Origin of the sequence: Streptomyces sp. NPDC097107, from assembly GCF_044762405.1 — a bacterium.
Taxonomy (GTDB): domain Bacteria; phylum Actinomycetota; class Actinomycetes; order Streptomycetales; family Streptomycetaceae; genus Streptomyces; species Streptomyces thinghirensis.
In genome coordinates this window covers 166,707-182,343 of sequence record NZ_JBIWEF010000004.1, presented here as the reverse complement: position 1 = coordinate 182,343, position 15,637 = coordinate 166,707, and the positions used below count along the sequence as shown (strand labels likewise).

Below are 15,637 nucleotides of genomic sequence, written 5' to 3'. Positions count from 1 at the left end.
GAGCCGAGCGTGGGGGAGGCGCCGAGCGTGGGGGAGGCACCCCGCACCGCCGGGCCGCGCGACCCGCCCCCGCGAGCGGCGAGGCAGGGTGTCGCGGAGCAACGCTCAGTGCCCCAGTACCCGCCGCCACTCCCCCACCGCCGCCGCCGACACCGGCCCGTCCCACCCGGAGGGCCTCGCCGCGCCGCCGATGTGGAAGCCGTCGATCCCCGCGTCCAGCAGCCCGGGTACGTGGTCCAGCCGCAGGCCGCCGCCGACCAGCAGCTGCTGCCCGTACCCGGGCTCGCCCCGCCGTCGCGCCTCGGTGAGCAGCAGCGGCAGCCCGTCGTCCACCCCGCCGGCCGACCCGGCCGTCAGGTACGTGTCCAGGCCCGGGAAGTCCGCGAGCTGCTTGCGCAGGGCGTCCCGGTCCGAGGCGCGGTCGATCGCGCGGTGGAACGTCCACCGGCACCCGTCCAGCACGCCGGCGACCCGCTCCACCGCGCCCAGGTCCACGTCACCGTCCGCGTCGAGGAACCCGAGCACGAACTGCGTGGCCCCGGCCTCCCGCATCTCCGCGGCGACCCGTGCCAGCCGCTCGACGTCCCCGGCGGCGAACCCGTCCGCGAGCCGCAGCATCACCCGTACGTCGATGTCGACGGCGGCGCGGATCGCGGCGACGGTCGCGGCCGACGGGGTGAGTCCGTCGGCCGCCATGTCGGTGACCAGTTCGAGGCGATCCGCGCCTCCGGCCTGGGCGGCGACCGCGTCCTCGACGTCGAGGGCGATCACCTCCAGGACTGCACGCTTGCTCATGGGACCCCATTCGTCGGCCTGCTACAGGTCTAGTCCAATCCAAGACTACGCCCAGACAGCCGGCCAGGGCTCCCACTCGTCCCCGCTCAGCCGCCGAAGAGGTTCAGCTCAGCCGCCTCCACCCCGGCCAGCTCGAACCCGGCCGCGTCGTCCACGGGCCGGCCCGCGTACAGCCGTACGAGGGTGGCGGCGTCCCCGATGAACCGTCCCGGCGGGCGCTCACCACTCACCTCGCCCAGCTTCAGCGGCTCGTCCACGTCGTCGAGGTCGGCGTGCAGCGGCACGTGACCGCGGTCCCGGGTGAGCGTGCCGAGCAGCGCGAGCGCGTCCGGCAGCCCGCGCCCCGCGTAGGCCCCCGGCTCGCCGAGGGCCACCCGCACGTCACCCGCGTGCACCCACTCGCCCAGCGCGATCGCGTCCAGGGCACCGCCCGCGCGGCCGATCACCGGACCGGCCTCGGCCATGCCGCGCTCCAGTTCGTCGAGGACCCGGGCGTTCGTCCAGTCGGCGCGTTCGGCGATGTCGCGGTCGTTGGAGGCGGGAGAGAAGACACCGTCCTCGAAGCGGTTGTCCACCACCCGGATCAGCGCGCTGGAGCAGTGCGCCAGCACGTCCCGCACGGTCCAGCCCGGGCACGCGGCCACCGGCAGCGCGAAATCCCCGTCCGCCCGGGACCGCAGCAGCGGCACCAGTTCGTCGCGTTCGACGGCCAGCAGCCGCCCGGGCACCTCGGGGTCGCGTACGTCGTGCACGTCAGCAGGAGTCGTCATGGGCTCCACGGTAGGGCCCGGTGCGGCTTCCGGTCAGCGTTCGAGCAGGTCGTCCAGTTCGGCGGCGCAGAGCAGGACGGGATCGAACTCCGCGCAGGGCGTGCGCCGGCCCGGCCGGGCCGGCACCGGCCCCGGCGGCCGCCCGGAAGGTGTCGGCGAGGCTCCGGCAGGCGTCCCGGACGAGTTCGGTGATCAGCTCGTCGCGGCCGGCGAAGTACCGGTAGAGGGCGGGGCCGCTCATGCCCGTCCGCTTGGCGATCGCGTTGAGCGAGAGCGCGGACGCGCCCGCCGTGGCGATCTGCTCCCACGCGTGTTCCTTGATCTCCGCGCGCACCTGGGCGCGGTAGCGCTCGCGCGGGGCCTTCGTTCGCGTGTCCCTCACGGTCCGCAACCTCTCGGGTGCCTCTTCGCGCCTGCGCCACTACACCTTCCAGATGCAGCGAGAAGCTATGACCCGAGCGAGAGACACCCGCTGGAACAATGAGTCCATGGCCGACCTCGACGCCCTGCGCTCCCGTTTCGCCCGCGCCCTGGACCGAGCCGGCGCGCCCGGTTCCGGCCGTCCCGACCCGGCGCCGTACGCCGACAACCTGCTCGCCCGCTGGCAGGAGCCCCAGCGGCGCTACCACACACTCGCGCACCTGGCCGCGGTGCTGGACCACGTCGACGTGCTGGAGCAGTACGCCGACGACCCGGACGTGGTGCGCCTCGCCGCCTGGTTCCACGACGCCGTCTACCTTCCCGACCGCTCCGAGAACGAGGAGCGCTCGGCCCGCCTCGCCGAGCGCGCCCTGCCCGAGGCCGGCGTCCCGGCGGAGCGGACCGCCGAGGTGGCCCGGCTGGTCCGCCTCACCGTCACCCACGCCCCGGCCGGCGACGACCGGGACGGGCAGGTGCTGTGCGACGCGGACCTGGCGATTCTCGCCTCGCCGCCGTCGGCGTACGCCGCGTACACGGCGGCCGTACGGCAGGAGTACCACTTCGTCCCGGACGACGCCTTCCGCGCGGGCCGGGCCGCCGTCCTCCGCCAGCTCCTCGGCCTGCCCCGGCTGTTCCACACCCCGCACGGCCGGCGCGAGTGGGAGGCGACCGCCCGCCACAACCTCACCGGGGAGCTGGAAATACTGTCGCTCGGGGACAGCCCGGCACCGTAGCCTGCCCGGCATGCGGAGCATGGGCGGGGAACAGCTGGAAGAGGCCGTGGCGGGCGCGGTCGCCCTGCTGCGGACGGCGGCGGACCGGGACTGGGAGGCGGTTCCGGCGGGGCGGCTGGAGTGGAGCTGCCGCTACACGGCGGAGCACATCGCGAGCGACCTCATCGCCTATGCGGGCCAGCTCGCCGGACGCGCCACCGAGGCCTACGTCCCCCTCGGGATCACCCTCGACGACGGCACGGACAACGAGGGCGTCCTGCACGTCGTCGAGACGGCCGGCGCACTGCTCGCCGCCACCGTCCGCACCACCCCGCGCGAGGTCCGCGCCTTCCACCCGTACCCCTTCCGCAGCGCGGACCGCGAGGGTTTCGCCGCCATGGGGATCACCGAGGTCCTCGCGCACACGCACGACATCGCCGAGGGCCTCGGGCTGACCTATGAGCCGCCCGCCGGACTGTGCGCGGACGTCCTCGCCCGGATCTTCCCGCACATCCAGCCCGGCACCGGCCCCTGGCGCACCCTGCTGTGGGCCACCGGCCGCGGCGAACTGCCCGGACGCGCCCCGGTCACCGAGTGGCGCTGGCGCAACAACCTGGTGATCGGGGCCGAGCGCCTCACTCTCCAGGGCGTCACGCCCGCCGCCGCCACCGGCCTGGCCGCGGGCGGCGACGGGGGCTTCGAGTGGGTCGGGAGCGGTCCCTTCCAGGGCACGCGGGACGCCGCCGGCATGCTGCTGAAGGCGTACGAGGCGGGTGTGCACCGGCCGGAGTGGGGCGTGTTCGTACTCGTGCGCCGCGGGGACGGGCGCGCGGTCGGCGGCATGGGCTTCCACGGGGCGCCGGACGAGGAGGGCCGGGTGGAGATCGGCTACGACGTCGCCGAGGCCGCCCGCGGCCACGGCTACGCCACCGAGGCCCTGCGGGCGCTGTCCGCCTGGGCGCTGGCCCGCGAGGAGGTGACGTCGGTGTTCGCGACGACCGAGCAGTCCAACCTCGCCTCCCAGGCCGTGATCGTCCGCGCCGGTTTCACCCGGGTCGCCGGGGACGAGGAGCAACTCGCCTACGAGCTGCGGGGCCCGCGCGGCTGAGCGGAGCCCTTGCGCCGGCGCAGCCCCGCTCCGTGCAGCAGCCGCACCACCTCGCGGCTGCTGACCTCCAGCGCACCGGCGGACACGACGTCGGCGTACCGCTGGGCGGGGATGTCGTAGTGGTCGCGTTCGAAGGCGCGGCGCGGCACGCCCAGGGCCCCGGCGAACGCGTGCAGCTCGGCGTAGGAGACGTCGCTGACGAGGTGCGACCACATCCGGCCGTGCCCCGGCCAGGCCGGCGGGTCGATGTAGACGGTCACCGGGTCGCCCTCGTCACGTCCGCGGGCCGCCGATGGCCGCGCCCAGCGAACCGACCGCCGCGACCTTGACGCCCGCCTTGCCGCACACCCAGTACGGGTCGGGGCCCAGTTCGGGCTCGACGTCCAGCGCGTGCGGGTCGCCCGAGCCGCACACCGGGCACAGCGGCCAGCGGCCGTACCGCTCCAGCAGGGCGTCCTGCACGTCCTGCGCGACCAGCCCGGCCACGAACTCCGCGCCCTCGGGCCACTGTTCGACCCACCAGCGCCGCTGTACGACGGACTCCTCGACCAGCGACACGACGTCCGGCTCGGCGACCTGGCCGGCCACCAGGTCGGCGAGCACGAGGGCGCGCGCGGCGTGCAGCGCCTGCTCCAGGGGGCTGATGGGGTCCATGCACCCATTGTGCGCACTCTTGACCCGCGAACCGAAACGAAAATATCTTTCATGAGTGACCGATGAAGTGAAGGAAACTTTCGGCAGCGCGGGCGGCGGCAGTGCGACCGGTACGACCGGTGGCCGCCGGGGCGCCGGAAGCGGCGGCGCGCCGCCCGCGCCCGCCGCCCTCGCGGCCAAGGTGCGCACGCTGGCGCCGTCGATGACCCGTTCCATGCAGCGGGTCGCCGAGGCCGTCGCGGGCGACCCCGCCGGCTGCGCGGCCCTCACGGTCACCGGCCTCGCCGAGCTGACCGGCACCAGCGAGGCCACCGTGGTGCGCACCGCCCGGCTGCTCGGCTACCCCGGCTACCGCGACCTGCGCCTCGCGCTCGCCGGACTCGCCGCCCAGCAGCAGTCCGGCCGCGCGCCCGCCATCACGACCGACATCGCGGTCGACGACCCGATCGCCGACGTCGTCGCCAAGCTCGCCTACGACGAGCAGCAGACCCTCGCCGACACCGCCGCCGCCCTGGACACCGTCCAGCTGGGCGCGGCCGTCGCCGCACTGGCCGCCGCCCGCCGCACCGACGTGTACGGCATCGGCGCGTCCGGGCTGGTCGCCCAGGACCTCACCCAGAAGCTGCTGCGCATAGGGCTGATAGCCCACGCGCCCGGCGATCCGCACCTCGCCGTCACCAACGCGGTGCAGTTGCGGGCCGGGGACGTCGCCATCGCGATCACGCACTCCGGTTCGACCGGGGACGTGATCGAGCCGCTGCGGGCGGCCTTCGAACGCGGCGCGACGACCGTCGCGGTCACCGGCCGGCCCGACAGCCCCGTCACGCAGTACGCCGACCACGTGCTGACCACGTCCACGTCGCGGGAGAGCGAGCTGCGGCCGGCGGCGATGTCGTCGCGGACCAGTCAGCTGCTGGTGGTGGACTGTCTGTTCGTGGGGGTGGCGCAGCGGACGTACGAATCGGCTGCGCCGGCTCTGGCGGCGTCCTATGAGGCGTTGGCTCATCGGCATGGGTCGCGCGGGAGACCGTAGGGCTTGAGCTGTGTGGGTGGCTGCGGGCCGCAGTGTGGCTGGTCGCGCCCACGCGGCGGAGCCGCATATCAGTACAGTCCCGCGCCCCTGGGCAGTCACAGGCACCGAAGTTGAAAAGAGCGGCTTCTCATGACCTCAACCCCCCACCACCCCGACCTCCGTACCCAGTTGGAGACGTTGACCACCGAGGCGTTCCGGCCCGAGCTGGCCGAGATCGACCGGATGCCCACCCTCGACATCGCGCGCGTGATGAACGGCGAGGACACCGCCGTGCCCGCCGCCGTCGCCGAGCGGCTGCCCGAGATCGCCGCCGCCGTCGACGCGATCGCCACCCGGATGGCGCGCGGCGGGCGGCTGGTCTACGCGGGCGCCGGCACGGCCGGCCGCCTGGGCGTGCTGGACGCCTCCGAATGCCCGCCCACCTTCAACACCGCCCCGGGGCAGGTCGTCGGCCTCATCGCGGGCGGCCCGGACGCCATGGTCACCTCCGTCGAGGGCGCCGAGGACTCCGCCGAACTGGCCCGCGCCGACCTGGACGCCCTCGGCCTGACCCCGGACGACGCGGTGGTCGGCGTCTCGGCCTCCGGCCGCACGCCGTACGCCATCGGCGCCGTCGAGCACGCCCGCACGCGGGGGGCCCTGACCGTCGGACTGGCGTGCAACAGCGGCAGCGCCCTGGCCGCCGCCGCCGAGCACGGCATCGAGGTCGTCACCGGCCCCGAGCTGATCACCGGCTCCACCCGTCTGAAGGCCGGTACGGCGCAGAAGCTGGTCCTGAACATGCTGTCGACGATCACGATGATCCGTCTCGGCAAGACGTACGGGAACCTGATGGTGGACGTCCGCGCCTCCAACGAGAAGCTGCGCGCCCGCTCGCGCCGCATCGTCGCGCTCGCCACCGGCGCCGCCGACGACGAGATCGAGCGGGCCCTGACCGCGACCGGCGGCGAGGTCAAGCACGCGATCCTGACCCTGCTGGCCGATGTGGACGGCCCGACGGCCGCCCGCCTTCTGGAGGACTCCGGCGGCCACCTGCGCGCCGCGCTGGCGGCGGCGAAGGGCTGACCGCACGCTCGGGGAGTGCACAAGGACCCCCACAAGGACCCCGCCGCCACGGCCGCCGCGCTGCTCCCCCTGGTGGGCGGCGCCGCGAACGTCACGTCCGTCGCCCACTGCATGACCCGCCTGCGCCTGGGCCTGGCCGACCGCACCCGGGTGGCGGACGCGGCGCTGCGCGCGCTGACCGGCGTGCTGGGGGTGGTGGAGGAGGGCGACTCGTACCAGGTGGTGCTGGGGCCGGGGGTGGTCGGCCGGGTGACGGAGGCGTTCGAGGCGCTGCTGGCGGCCGGCGGGGGCGGCGCGGCGGACATTCCTGTGGGCGCGGCGGACGCTCCCGCCGCCGGCCCGGTGAACGGTGGGGGCGGCACGGCGGACGCCCTCGCCCTGCGCGGCGCCGCGCTGAGGGCGCGGCAGAAGCGGCGGAACGCGACTCCGCTGAAGACGGCCCTGCGCCGCGTCGCGAACATCTTCGTCCCGCTCATCCCGGCTCTGATCGGCTGCGGAATCGTCGCGGGCATCGCGGGCCTGCTGACGAACCTGGGATGGCTCCCCGGCATCACCCCCGCCCTGGCCGCCCTCTCCTCCGCCTTCATGGCGCTGATCGCGGTGTTCGTCGGCCACAACACGGCGAAGGAGTTCGGCGGCACGCCCGTACTGGGCGGCGCGGTCGCCGCCGTCGTCGTCTACCCGGGCGTGGCGAAGGTGACCGCGTTCGGCGCCGCGCTCGCCCCCGGCCAGGGCGGCGTCCTGGGTGCGCTGGCGGCGGCACTGCTGGGCTGCCAGGTCGAGAAGTGGTGCCGCGCCCGCCTCCCCGGCACCCTGGACGTCCTGCTCACCCCGACCCTGACGGTCCTGGTCTCCGGCCTGGTCACCCTCTACGTCCTCATGTACGCGGCCGGCGAGGTCGCCACCGCCATCGGCACGGCGGCCGACTGGCTCCTGACGACGACGGGCGCCCTGGCCGGTCTGATCCTCGGCGGCCTCTTCCTCCCCCTGGTGATGCTGGGCCTCCACCAGGCCCTCATCCCCATCCACACCACCCTCATCGAGCAGCAGGGCCACACCGTCCTGCTCCCCATCCTGGCCATGGCGGGCGCCGGCCAGGTCGGCGCGGCGGCGGCGGTCTACGTCCGCCTGCGCCACGACACCACCCTCCGTACGACGATCAGATCGGCGCTCCCGGCCGGCCTGCTCGGCGTAGGCGAACCCCTGATCTACGGCGTCTCCCTCCCCCTCGGCCGCCCCTTCCTCACCGCCTGTGTGGGCGGGGCGGCGGGCGGCGCCTTCGTCGGTCTGTTCTCGATGCTCGGCACCGGCGTGGGGGCGACGGCGATCGGCCCGTCCGGCTGGGCACTGTTCCCGCTCCTCGCGGGCGGCGGAGGCTGGGCGGCGACGGCGGGGGTGTACGGCGGCGGTTTGCTCACCGGGTACGTGGTCGGCTTCGTGGCGACGTACTTCTTCGGCTTGAGCGACGGCGCCGACCGTGCCGTGTGCGACTCTGGGGAGCATGAACCACGCCCAGCTGACCGCCCTGGGCCGCGCCCTGCGTCTCCTCGGTGAGCACGGCGAGGCCCTGACCTCCGACACGCCGGACGCCAAGCTGCACGAGGTCCGCGCGGACCTCAAGCGCGCGATGGACCAGCTGGCGGAGAGCGTCTCGACGACGGCCCCCAGCACCCGCTGCCCGGAACACCCGAACGGCCCGGTCGACAAGGCCGCCCCCGACCTGTGCCTGCTGTGCGAGACCCGCCGCCGCAGCGCCCGCCGCACCGAGTACAACGGCGGCCCGCTCCCCGCCCGGCACACCGAGCCGGTCCAGTCCCGGTACGGGATGCGGGGCGAGCGGCCGCAGCCCCAGCAGCGCTGGCTGCCCGAGCTGTGGAACGGCCAGGCGTGGCAGCTGTGCGGCACCCCGCGCCGCGACCGCCGCGAGGCCGAGCTGTACATCACGGCCCAACTGCGCGCGCCCCGCGCCGCCATGGCGTACCGGCTCGTCCACGAGTTCACGGACTACGAGGTACTGCGGGTGTGGGGCACGCCGGTCCGGGTGGACATCGAACCGATGGGCGGCATCTGAACCCCTCCCCCTCTCCGCGCAGTACTATGCCCACAGTGGCTTACTTGTAGTACTACGCCTGGAGTGTTTTCACCATGGTGAGACGGAACGACGTACGTCGCGCCGCCCTCGTGGACGCCGCGATCGAGGTACTGGCCGAGCAGGGTGCCCGGGGCCTGACCTTCCGCGCGGTGGACACGAAGGCCGCCGTCCCGGGCGGCACCGCGTCCAACTACTTCGCCAACCGCGACGACCTGCTCACCCAGGCCGGCGCCCGCGTCTACGAGCGGCTCCACCCCGACGAGGCCACCATCGCCCGCCAGCGCACGGCCGACCGCGACCGGGACACCTACGTCGTCCTGATGCGCGAACTGGTCGACCGCATCGCCTCGTTCCGCACCGGCTACCTCGCGCTGCTGGAACTCCGCCTGGAGGCCACCCGCCGCCCCGAGCTGCGTGCGGTCCTGACCGAACGCATCCGCGCCGACGTCGCCGCCAACGTCTCCTACCACGAGGCATCCGGCCTCCCCGGCGACGCGATGGCCGTCAAGCTGCTCTACCTCGCCCTGAACTGGCTGATCGTCGAACAGCTCACCCTGCCGGACGTCTTCACCCCGGCCGAGCGCGACGAGCTGGTGGCCGCCGCCGTCGAACGCATCGTGGCGCCGGACTAGCCACTAGCCCCGTACGCTCTCGTGGTGGGTCTTGCGCAGCCGGGCCCGCATCACCTCCTCCGGCTGCGCATCCACCACCGCCCCCTTCGTACAATCCCACTCCCGGCCCCCGCCGACCGGGCGCAGCCGCACGCCGCCGCCATGCCCCATCACCTCCCCCACCCGCCCGTCCCGCGCGTCCACGGCATGCGTACCGACCGCCGGCCGCTCACCCCGCACCACCGACGCCGGCCGCTCGGCGACCCGGACGTTGCAACGCCCCAGGCCGACCAGCGCGAACGGTTCCTCGCTCGCGCCGGTCACCGGATCGACGCACAGGGACGGCAGTACGACTCCGGCACCCACGAGGGCCTGCCGCAAGGACTCGACGACTTCTTCGGTCGACCGCACCCTTCCTCACCTCCACGCTGAGTCCGTGATTCGCGACACAGCGTGTCCGACCCGCCCCTGACCCGGCCATACAGGGCGCCCCAACAACCCCTGCTGTGCGACCGGGAGTTCCAAGCCACGCCTGGACCGAAAGACCTCGACCCCGCCTCGTCCCCCCGCGCCCTGCTGGGCGCCGAGCTACGCCGTGCCCGCGAGAAGACCGGGCTGAGCCAGGAGGAACTGGGCGGACGGCTGTTCGTCAGCGGCTCGTTCATCGGCCAGTTGGAGGCCGGTGCACGGAGGATGCAGCCGGAGTACGCGCGCCTGCTGGACGAGGTCCTCGCGACGGAGGACTTCTTCCAGCGCAACTGCGCGGCTTCGGCGGATCGAGGATCTGGTGGCCACCCGCATGGAGCGGACTCGGCTACTGGACGGTCCAACAGCGCCGCTGTTGTGGGTGGTACTGGACGAGGCCGCACTCCGACGGCCGGTCGGCGGAACAGCAGCCGTGGCGGAGGCCCTCCACCATGTCGCGGGCCTGGTGGGCCGTCGCCGGGTCATCGCGCAGGTGCTGCCGTTCAGTGCCGGGACGCATGCCGCCATGGGCGGCTCGCTGAAGCTCATGGAGTTCGCCGACGCGGCTCCGCTCTGCTTCGTCGAGGGACTGGACATGGGCAAGCTGCTCGACGATCCCGCCACGCTCGCCCGTCACACCCTCACGTTCAGCCTCCTACAGCCCACCGCTCTCTCCCCACCCGATTCCCTGGCCCTGATCCAGTCGGTGGCGCAGGCTTACGAGCATGAACAGCACCCCTGATGCCCATCTCCGTAGCGTCACTTGGCACAAGTCCAGCTACAGCGCAGGGGACGGGGGCGACTGCCTCGAAGCCACCGTCGAAGGGACCGTCGTCCCCGTCCGCGACAGTAAGAACACCCAAAGAACCCCCACGGCCCGAACCTTCTCTTCCGGGCCGGCGCCTGGGCGGCCTTCGTCAGCGACCTCAAGGCGGCGGCCCCGGCCGGCAAGTGACCGTTGGTACGGATGTGCCCCCACCCCCTCTCCCAAAACCGAGGACACTTCGGGCCCAAGTGTCCTCGGTTTCGGAGACCACCCACCACCCCGCAACCGATCCACCCACCACCCACCGATAGCCGCCGAGACGGCCCGGCGTGCAGGTGAGGCGCGAGCGCGCTCCCGCACGCCGGGGCACCGGGGAGCCCGCATAAGGGACCGACGTACCCGGGCCACCGCTTTCCCCGGGCCGCCCGCTCGCTTCTCACCCGTGCTGGAGCGACCCGAGTCAAGGGTCGGCCGCAGGCCGATCGGCGCAGCCGACGCGCAGCGCCCTTTACTCGGGTCGCGGAAGCACGACACTGGCAAAGAAGCGGGCGGCCTCACCCCAGCAGAGGCAGCGCCCCGAACTCATGCCCTTCCCACAGGCGCCTCGACGCCTCCTCCGGGTACGGCGCGACGACCGGCTCCGCGTCCAGGACCTGGACCAGACGCCGCTGCGTGTCGTACGCGGGCCAGCCGGGGTCACCGGTGCGCGCGAACGCGGTCCACGAGGACCGGAAACGGGACGACAGGGCGAGCGCCTCCGGCGAAGGTTCGGCACCGCCGAAGACGAGCAGCCCCGCGTCGGCCTGGAACGTCCCGAAGAGGAGCGGGACATCCAGAGCGTGGCAGGCGCCCAGCGCACCGCCGTCGGCCGGGGCCGGCCAGGTCAGCTCGTAGACGTACGCCCGGCCGCCGCCCGCGAGATGCGCCTCGGCCAGGTGCAGCGAGGGCATGGCGAAGATCCAGTCGGTCTGGACGCGTTCGTACAGGTCGTTCGCGGACACGCCCGGGTAAGCGGCCCGGTAGGCCGCTTCGCCGCCCGGCGCGTACAGGCCGAGGGCCGCCCTCGCACGCTCCTCACCGATCTGCCCGAGCCTGCCCGCCATCGCGGTGAAGAGCCGGTTCTCGTCGCGGTTGTGGCCGACGATCAGGTCGACGTCCGGGGACGCGCCGGACGCGAGTGCCTGCCACGGCGTGGCCGGCAGTACGTCGCCGTCGACGACGGGTGAGTACGGGGTGACCGTGGGCGCGGCCCGGCCCCAGCGGTCCACGCACCCGGGCATCTTCGGGGCGAGGGACTGCCCCGCCTTGACCAGCTGCCCCGGGTCCACGGCCGCCAGGTCGGCGACGGTGGGGCGCAGGCCGAGTTCGGCGGCGAGGGCGGCGCCGAGGTCCCGGGCCAGCTCGTCGGAGTAGAACGCGCCCGGCACGCTCTGGGCGATGGCGCGGTGGAAGAGGCCGGCCGCGCGGGGCATGGCCATGAGGGAGGCGATGGAGCCGGCGCCCGCCGACTCGCCGAAGACGGTGACCCGGTCCGGGTCGCCGCCGAACGCCGCGATGTTGTCCCGTACCCACTCCAGCGCGGCCACCTGGTCGAGGAGGCCCCGGTTGGCCGGGGCGCCGTCGATGCGGGCGAAACCCTCCATGCCGACGCGGTAGTTGAAGGTGACGACGACGAGGTCGCCGTCGGCGGCGATGCGGCGGGCGTCGTAGCCGGGGCTGCCGGAGTGGCCGAGTTTGTAGGCGCCGCCGTAGATCCAGACCATGACCGGGCGGCGGGCGGCCGGGTCGGGGGCGGGAGTCCAGACGTTGGCCGTCAGCCAGTCGTCGCCCTCGGGCGCGTCCAGGACGCCGGCGGCGCCCGCGATGCCGAGGTCCTGCGGGGGCGGCGGGCCGAAGGCGTACGCCTCGCGCGTTCCGTCCCAGGCGCGGACGGGGCGCGGCGCGGCGAACCGGGCCTCGCCCACCGGCGCCCCGGCGAACGGGATGCCGCGGAAGACGGTCAGACCGTCCTCCCGCCGCCCCCGCACCGAACCGGCGACGGTGCGCACCACGGGCCCCGGGACCTCGGGGTTCGTCATCGATCACTCCTCACTGAACGCCGCTGGACGTACGTACGGCAGTAGTTGGTGATCCCACGGACTTTACGCCGCGGTGCGCATCCGGTCCGGGTCGGGTCAGCTCAGGGACTTCAGCTCAGGGACTTCAGCGACGCCGCGTCGTAGGGGGCGAGCGCGTCGAAGCTCCCGGCGAGGACCTTCTCGGCCCACCGCGGGTCCTGGAGCAGTGCGCGTCCGACGGCGACGAGGTCGAACTCGTCGCGCTCCAGGCGGTCGAGGAGGTTGTCGAGGCTGCCGACCGGGGCGCCCTCGCCCAGGAATGCCTTGGTGAAGTCACCGTCCAGGCCCACCGAGCCGACCGTGATGGCGGTCCTGCCCGTCAGCTTCTTGGTCCAGCCGGCGAGGTTGAGGTCGGAGCCGTCGAACTCGGGGTGCCAGTAGCGGCGGGTGGAGGCGTGGAAGGCGTCGACGCCGGCCGAGGCGAGCGGGGCGAGGATCGCCTCCAGCTCCTCGGGGGTCTCGGCGAGGCGGGCACGGTAGGCCTCCTGCTTCCACTGCGAGTAGCGGAAGATCACCGGGAACTCCGGCGAGACGGCGTCGCGCACGGCGGCCACGATCTCGGCGGCGAAGCGGGTGCGGGAGACCGGGTCGCCGCCGTAGGCGTCGGTGCGGCGGTTGGTGCCCGCCCACAGGAACTGGTCGACGAGGTAGCCGTGGGCGCCGTGGATCTCCACGCCGTCGAAGCCGATGCGCTCGGCGGCGGCAGCGGCCTCGGCGAAGGCGCCGATGACGTCGTCCAGGTCGCGCTGGGTCATCGCCTTGCCGGTGACCTCGTCCTCGCCGATGCGCAGGCCGGAGGGACCGACGGCGGGGGCGTCCGCGAAGGGGGGCTCGCCCTGCTTGCGGACCATGCCGATGTGCCACAGCTGCGGCATGATCGTGCCGCCCGCCGCGTGTACCGCCTCCGCGACCTTCGCCCAGCCGGCCAGCTGCTCCTCGCCGTGGAAGCGCGGGACGCTGTCGCTCTGCCCGGCCGAGTCGTGGCCGACGTAGGTACCCTCGGTGACGATCAGACCGACACCGGCGGCGGCGCGACGGGAGTAGTACGAGACCACGTCCTCGCCGGGGACGCCGCCCGGCGAGAACATCCGGGTCATCGGCGCCATCGCGATGCGGTTGGGCACGGTCAGGCCGTTGATGGTGGCCGGGCGGGCGAGGATCTGGGCGGCGCGCGAGGCGGCGTCGGGTGCGGTGACGGTCACGTGGGGGCTCCTCGGGTGGGTACCGGGCGGTATGTGCGTATGCATGCATCCTGCTTCAACGAGAACCATCGCACCCGGCGCGACCATTCCGGCCGGCATGGCCCGACCGGCGTGATCCGGAGCACACCGAAGCCGGAGTGACACCGCGTGGCGCCACGTGGTGCCACCTGACTCCATCTGGCACCCAATGGCGCCAAGTGGAGCCACTCAATGACACCATCCATCACCGCAGGTCAGAGCGCCTCCACTCCAGACCGTTCCCCATCCGGCACCACTGAGGCTTGTTTTGGCACCACTGTGGTGCCATGATGGCGTCATGGACCTCACCCCGTACGTCGACGCCCTCCGCCGCGAACTCGCGGTGGCCGCCGAAGCCGGTGGCGACGAAGCCCGCGAGCTGGCCGAGAGACTCACGGCTCCCCTTGAGTCGGCGACCCGGCTGACCATGCTCAACGTGCTCTCCGCCGCGATGGACGAGATCACCCGTGAACTCGCCCCCGGCTCGGTCGACGTACGGCTGCGCGGGCTCGACCCCGAGTTCGTGGTGACGCCGCCGCCCACCGACGGCGGCTTCGAGGAAGGGGCCGGCGCGTCCGTCGAACCGCTCAGGTCACAGGCGCCCTCCGACGGCGAGGAGGGCGGCACCGCCCGCGTCAACCTGCGCCTGCCGGCCCACCTCAAGGCGCGCGCCGAGGAGGCCGCGAACAACGAGGGCCTCTCGGTCAACGCGTGGCTGGTGCGGGCCGTGTCGGCCGCGGTCGACGGCGGCAACCGGCCGCGCCCGACGGAGAAGACCCGCACCGTCGGACAGAGCTTCACGGGCTGGGTGCGCTAGCCGCGCACCCAGCCGCACCACTTCACCGGCGCCACTTCATTCGCACCACGCCCACCAGCGAAGACGCTCCAAGGACTCACGAGGACGGTACAGTCATGCCTTCTTTCGACACTCCCGAACCGATCGCGGTGACCGCCCACGTGGGCGCGGGTTCCATCCGGTTCACCGCGGGCGACCGACTCGACACGGTCGTCGAGGTGCGGCCCGCCGACCCGAAGCGGGACAAGGACGTACGGGCCGCCGAGCAGACCGAGGTCTCGTGTTCCGGCGGCGCCCTGACGATCAGCACGAAGGAGCGCCGGTTCATCGGACCCACCGGCGCCGTCGACGTGTCGGTGGAGCTGCCCGCGGGCTCGCGCATCGACACGACCGGCTCCTGGACGCAGGTGCTCGGCGAGGGGCGGCTCGGCGAGGTCCGGGTGAAGACCTCCGGCGGTGACGTCCGCCTGGACGCGACCGGACCGCTCCGGCTGACCGCCGCCCACGGCTCGGTCACCGTGGACCGGGTGGAGGGCGCGGCCGAGATCGCCACCAGCTCCGGCAGCGTGCGCGTCGGCCTCATCGACGGCCCCGCCGTCCTGAAGAACTCGCACGGCACCACGACCGTCGGAGTCGCGACCGGCGACCTGCGGGTGAGCCACGCCAACGGCGACATCAACGTCACCCGCGCCGAGGGCTCCCTCACCGCCACCACCGCCTACGGCACGCTGCGGGTGGGTGAGGTCGCCCGCGGCGAGGTGCAGTTGGAGACCTCCTACGGCGCCATCGAGGTCGGCATCCGCGAGGGCACGGCCGCCTGGCTCGACGCGCACTCGGGCGCCGGACGCGTGCGCAACACGCTCACCGCGTCCGACACCCCCGGGGAGAACGAGGACACCGTCAAGATCCGGGCCCGCACCAAGTACGGCAACGTCGACGTCCGCCGCGCCAGGAGCTGAGCACCGCCCCAGCGACCTCCACCCCAGCCACTCCACCCCAGAAACGGGAGGGC

Annotated in this window: 16 protein-coding genes and 4 pseudogenes; 12 read left to right on the top strand and 8 right to left on the bottom strand. The window is 73.6% G+C overall.

Features of this window, described 5'->3' with window-relative positions; translation table 11 throughout:
- Positions 1-105: 105 nt before the first annotated feature.
- From ACIQ1J_RS11025 to ACIQ1J_RS11015, 3 genes and pseudogenes are all read right to left on the bottom strand, one after another.
- Positions 106-795, bottom strand: coding sequence for a copper homeostasis protein CutC (locus tag ACIQ1J_RS11025; RefSeq protein WP_403556072.1), 690 nt, complete (start codon positions 793-795; stop codon positions 106-108).
- An 86-nt stretch (positions 796-881) separates the two neighbouring features.
- The gene (locus tag ACIQ1J_RS11020; protein ID WP_403556070.1) at positions 882-1,565 is read right to left on the bottom strand and encodes a maleylpyruvate isomerase family mycothiol-dependent enzyme; all 684 of its coding nucleotides are present in this window, start codon (positions 1,563-1,565) and stop codon (positions 882-884) included.
- A 91-nt stretch (positions 1,566-1,656) separates the two neighbouring features.
- A pseudogene (locus ACIQ1J_RS11015) lies at positions 1,657-1,947 on the bottom strand (TetR/AcrR family transcriptional regulator); the annotation flags it as partial.
- A gap of 106 nt (positions 1,948-2,053) precedes the next feature.
- Here ACIQ1J_RS11015 and ACIQ1J_RS11010 point away from each other — a divergent pair.
- Together ACIQ1J_RS11010 and ACIQ1J_RS11005 are read left to right on the top strand one after the other, a co-directional pair.
- The gene (locus ACIQ1J_RS11010) at positions 2,054-2,719 is read left to right on the top strand and encodes a hypothetical protein (RefSeq protein ID WP_403556638.1); all 666 of its coding nucleotides are present in this window, start codon (positions 2,054-2,056) and stop codon (positions 2,717-2,719) included.
- A gap of 10 nt (positions 2,720-2,729) precedes the next feature.
- Positions 2,730-3,806, top strand: a complete 1,077-nt coding sequence (locus tag ACIQ1J_RS11005; RefSeq protein WP_403556068.1) for a GNAT family N-acetyltransferase — start codon at positions 2,730-2,732, stop codon at positions 3,804-3,806.
- Here ACIQ1J_RS11005 and ACIQ1J_RS11000 read toward each other — a convergent pair.
- Positions 3,779-4,066, bottom strand: coding sequence for a DUF4031 domain-containing protein (locus ACIQ1J_RS11000; protein WP_403556066.1), 288 nt, complete (start codon positions 4,064-4,066; stop codon positions 3,779-3,781). The two genes, ACIQ1J_RS11005 and ACIQ1J_RS11000, sit on opposite strands and share 28 nt — an antisense overlap.
- 13 nt (positions 4,067-4,079) lie before the next feature.
- Positions 4,080-4,460: a hypothetical protein gene (locus ACIQ1J_RS10995; protein WP_403556065.1), complete on the bottom strand. Its 381-nt coding sequence runs from the start codon at positions 4,458-4,460 to the stop codon at positions 4,080-4,082.
- A gap of 55 nt (positions 4,461-4,515) precedes the next feature.
- On the opposite strand from ACIQ1J_RS10995, the gene ACIQ1J_RS10990 reads away from it, so the two are divergent.
- From ACIQ1J_RS10990 to ACIQ1J_RS10970, 5 genes are all read left to right on the top strand, one after another.
- Positions 4,516-5,493, top strand: coding sequence for a MurR/RpiR family transcriptional regulator (locus tag ACIQ1J_RS10990; RefSeq protein ID WP_210962316.1), 978 nt, complete (start codon positions 4,516-4,518; stop codon positions 5,491-5,493).
- Between the two features lie 129 nt (positions 5,494-5,622).
- Positions 5,623-6,558: an N-acetylmuramic acid 6-phosphate etherase gene (murQ, locus tag ACIQ1J_RS10985; RefSeq protein WP_403556063.1), complete on the top strand. Its 936-nt coding sequence runs from the start codon at positions 5,623-5,625 to the stop codon at positions 6,556-6,558.
- Positions 6,559-6,573: 15 nt separating this feature from the next.
- Complete coding sequence (locus ACIQ1J_RS10980) at positions 6,574-8,112, top strand: PTS transporter subunit EIIC (RefSeq protein WP_403556061.1); 1,539 nt, start codon at positions 6,574-6,576, stop codon at positions 8,110-8,112.
- Entirely contained in the window at positions 8,060-8,629 is a 570-nt protein-coding gene (locus tag ACIQ1J_RS10975; protein ID WP_403556059.1) for a hypothetical protein, read from the top strand. Before ACIQ1J_RS10980 ends, ACIQ1J_RS10975 begins: the two co-directional genes overlap by 53 nt.
- Before the next feature lie 74 nt (positions 8,630-8,703).
- Positions 8,704-9,282, top strand: a complete 579-nt coding sequence (locus ACIQ1J_RS10970) for a TetR/AcrR family transcriptional regulator (protein WP_403556057.1) — start codon at positions 8,704-8,706, stop codon at positions 9,280-9,282.
- 3 nt (positions 9,283-9,285) lie between these two features.
- Here ACIQ1J_RS10970 and ACIQ1J_RS10965 read toward each other — a convergent pair whose 3' ends face one another.
- On the bottom strand, positions 9,286-9,672 hold the full coding sequence (locus ACIQ1J_RS10965) for a hypothetical protein (RefSeq protein ID WP_403556055.1): 387 nt from the start codon (positions 9,670-9,672) through the stop codon (positions 9,286-9,288).
- A 93-nt stretch (positions 9,673-9,765) separates the two neighbouring features.
- Here ACIQ1J_RS10965 and ACIQ1J_RS10960 point away from each other — a divergent pair.
- The 3 pseudogenes from ACIQ1J_RS10960 to ACIQ1J_RS10950 form a co-directional block, all read left to right on the top strand.
- Positions 9,766-10,468, top strand: a pseudogene (locus ACIQ1J_RS10960) (helix-turn-helix domain-containing protein).
- Positions 10,452-10,544: pseudogene (locus ACIQ1J_RS10955) on the top strand (DUF397 domain-containing protein); the annotation flags it as partial. The pseudogenes ACIQ1J_RS10960 and ACIQ1J_RS10955, both read left to right, overlap by 17 nt.
- An 83-nt stretch (positions 10,545-10,627) precedes the next feature.
- A pseudogene (locus tag ACIQ1J_RS10950) lies at positions 10,628-10,681 on the top strand (hypothetical protein); the annotation flags it as partial.
- A gap of 365 nt (positions 10,682-11,046) precedes the next feature.
- On the opposite strand, the gene ACIQ1J_RS10945 reads toward ACIQ1J_RS10950, so the two are convergent.
- On the bottom strand, positions 11,047-12,570 hold the full coding sequence (locus ACIQ1J_RS10945) for a carboxylesterase/lipase family protein (RefSeq protein ID WP_403556053.1): 1,524 nt from the start codon (positions 12,568-12,570) through the stop codon (positions 11,047-11,049).
- Positions 12,571-12,680: 110 nt separating this feature from the next.
- Complete coding sequence (locus ACIQ1J_RS10940) at positions 12,681-13,811, bottom strand: NADH:flavin oxidoreductase (RefSeq protein WP_403556051.1); 1,131 nt, start codon at positions 13,809-13,811, stop codon at positions 12,681-12,683.
- A 316-nt stretch (positions 13,812-14,127) separates the two neighbouring features.
- On the opposite strand from ACIQ1J_RS10940, the gene ACIQ1J_RS10935 reads away from it, so the two are divergent.
- Both ACIQ1J_RS10935 and ACIQ1J_RS10930 read left to right on the top strand, forming a co-directional pair.
- Positions 14,128-14,646, top strand: coding sequence for a toxin-antitoxin system HicB family antitoxin (locus ACIQ1J_RS10935; protein WP_403556049.1), 519 nt, complete (start codon positions 14,128-14,130; stop codon positions 14,644-14,646).
- A 95-nt stretch (positions 14,647-14,741) separates the two neighbouring features.
- A complete protein-coding gene (locus tag ACIQ1J_RS10930) occupies positions 14,742-15,584 on the top strand; it encodes a DUF4097 family beta strand repeat-containing protein (protein WP_403556047.1) in 843 nt (280 codons plus the stop codon).
- The last annotated feature ends 53 nt before the right edge of the window (positions 15,585-15,637 follow it).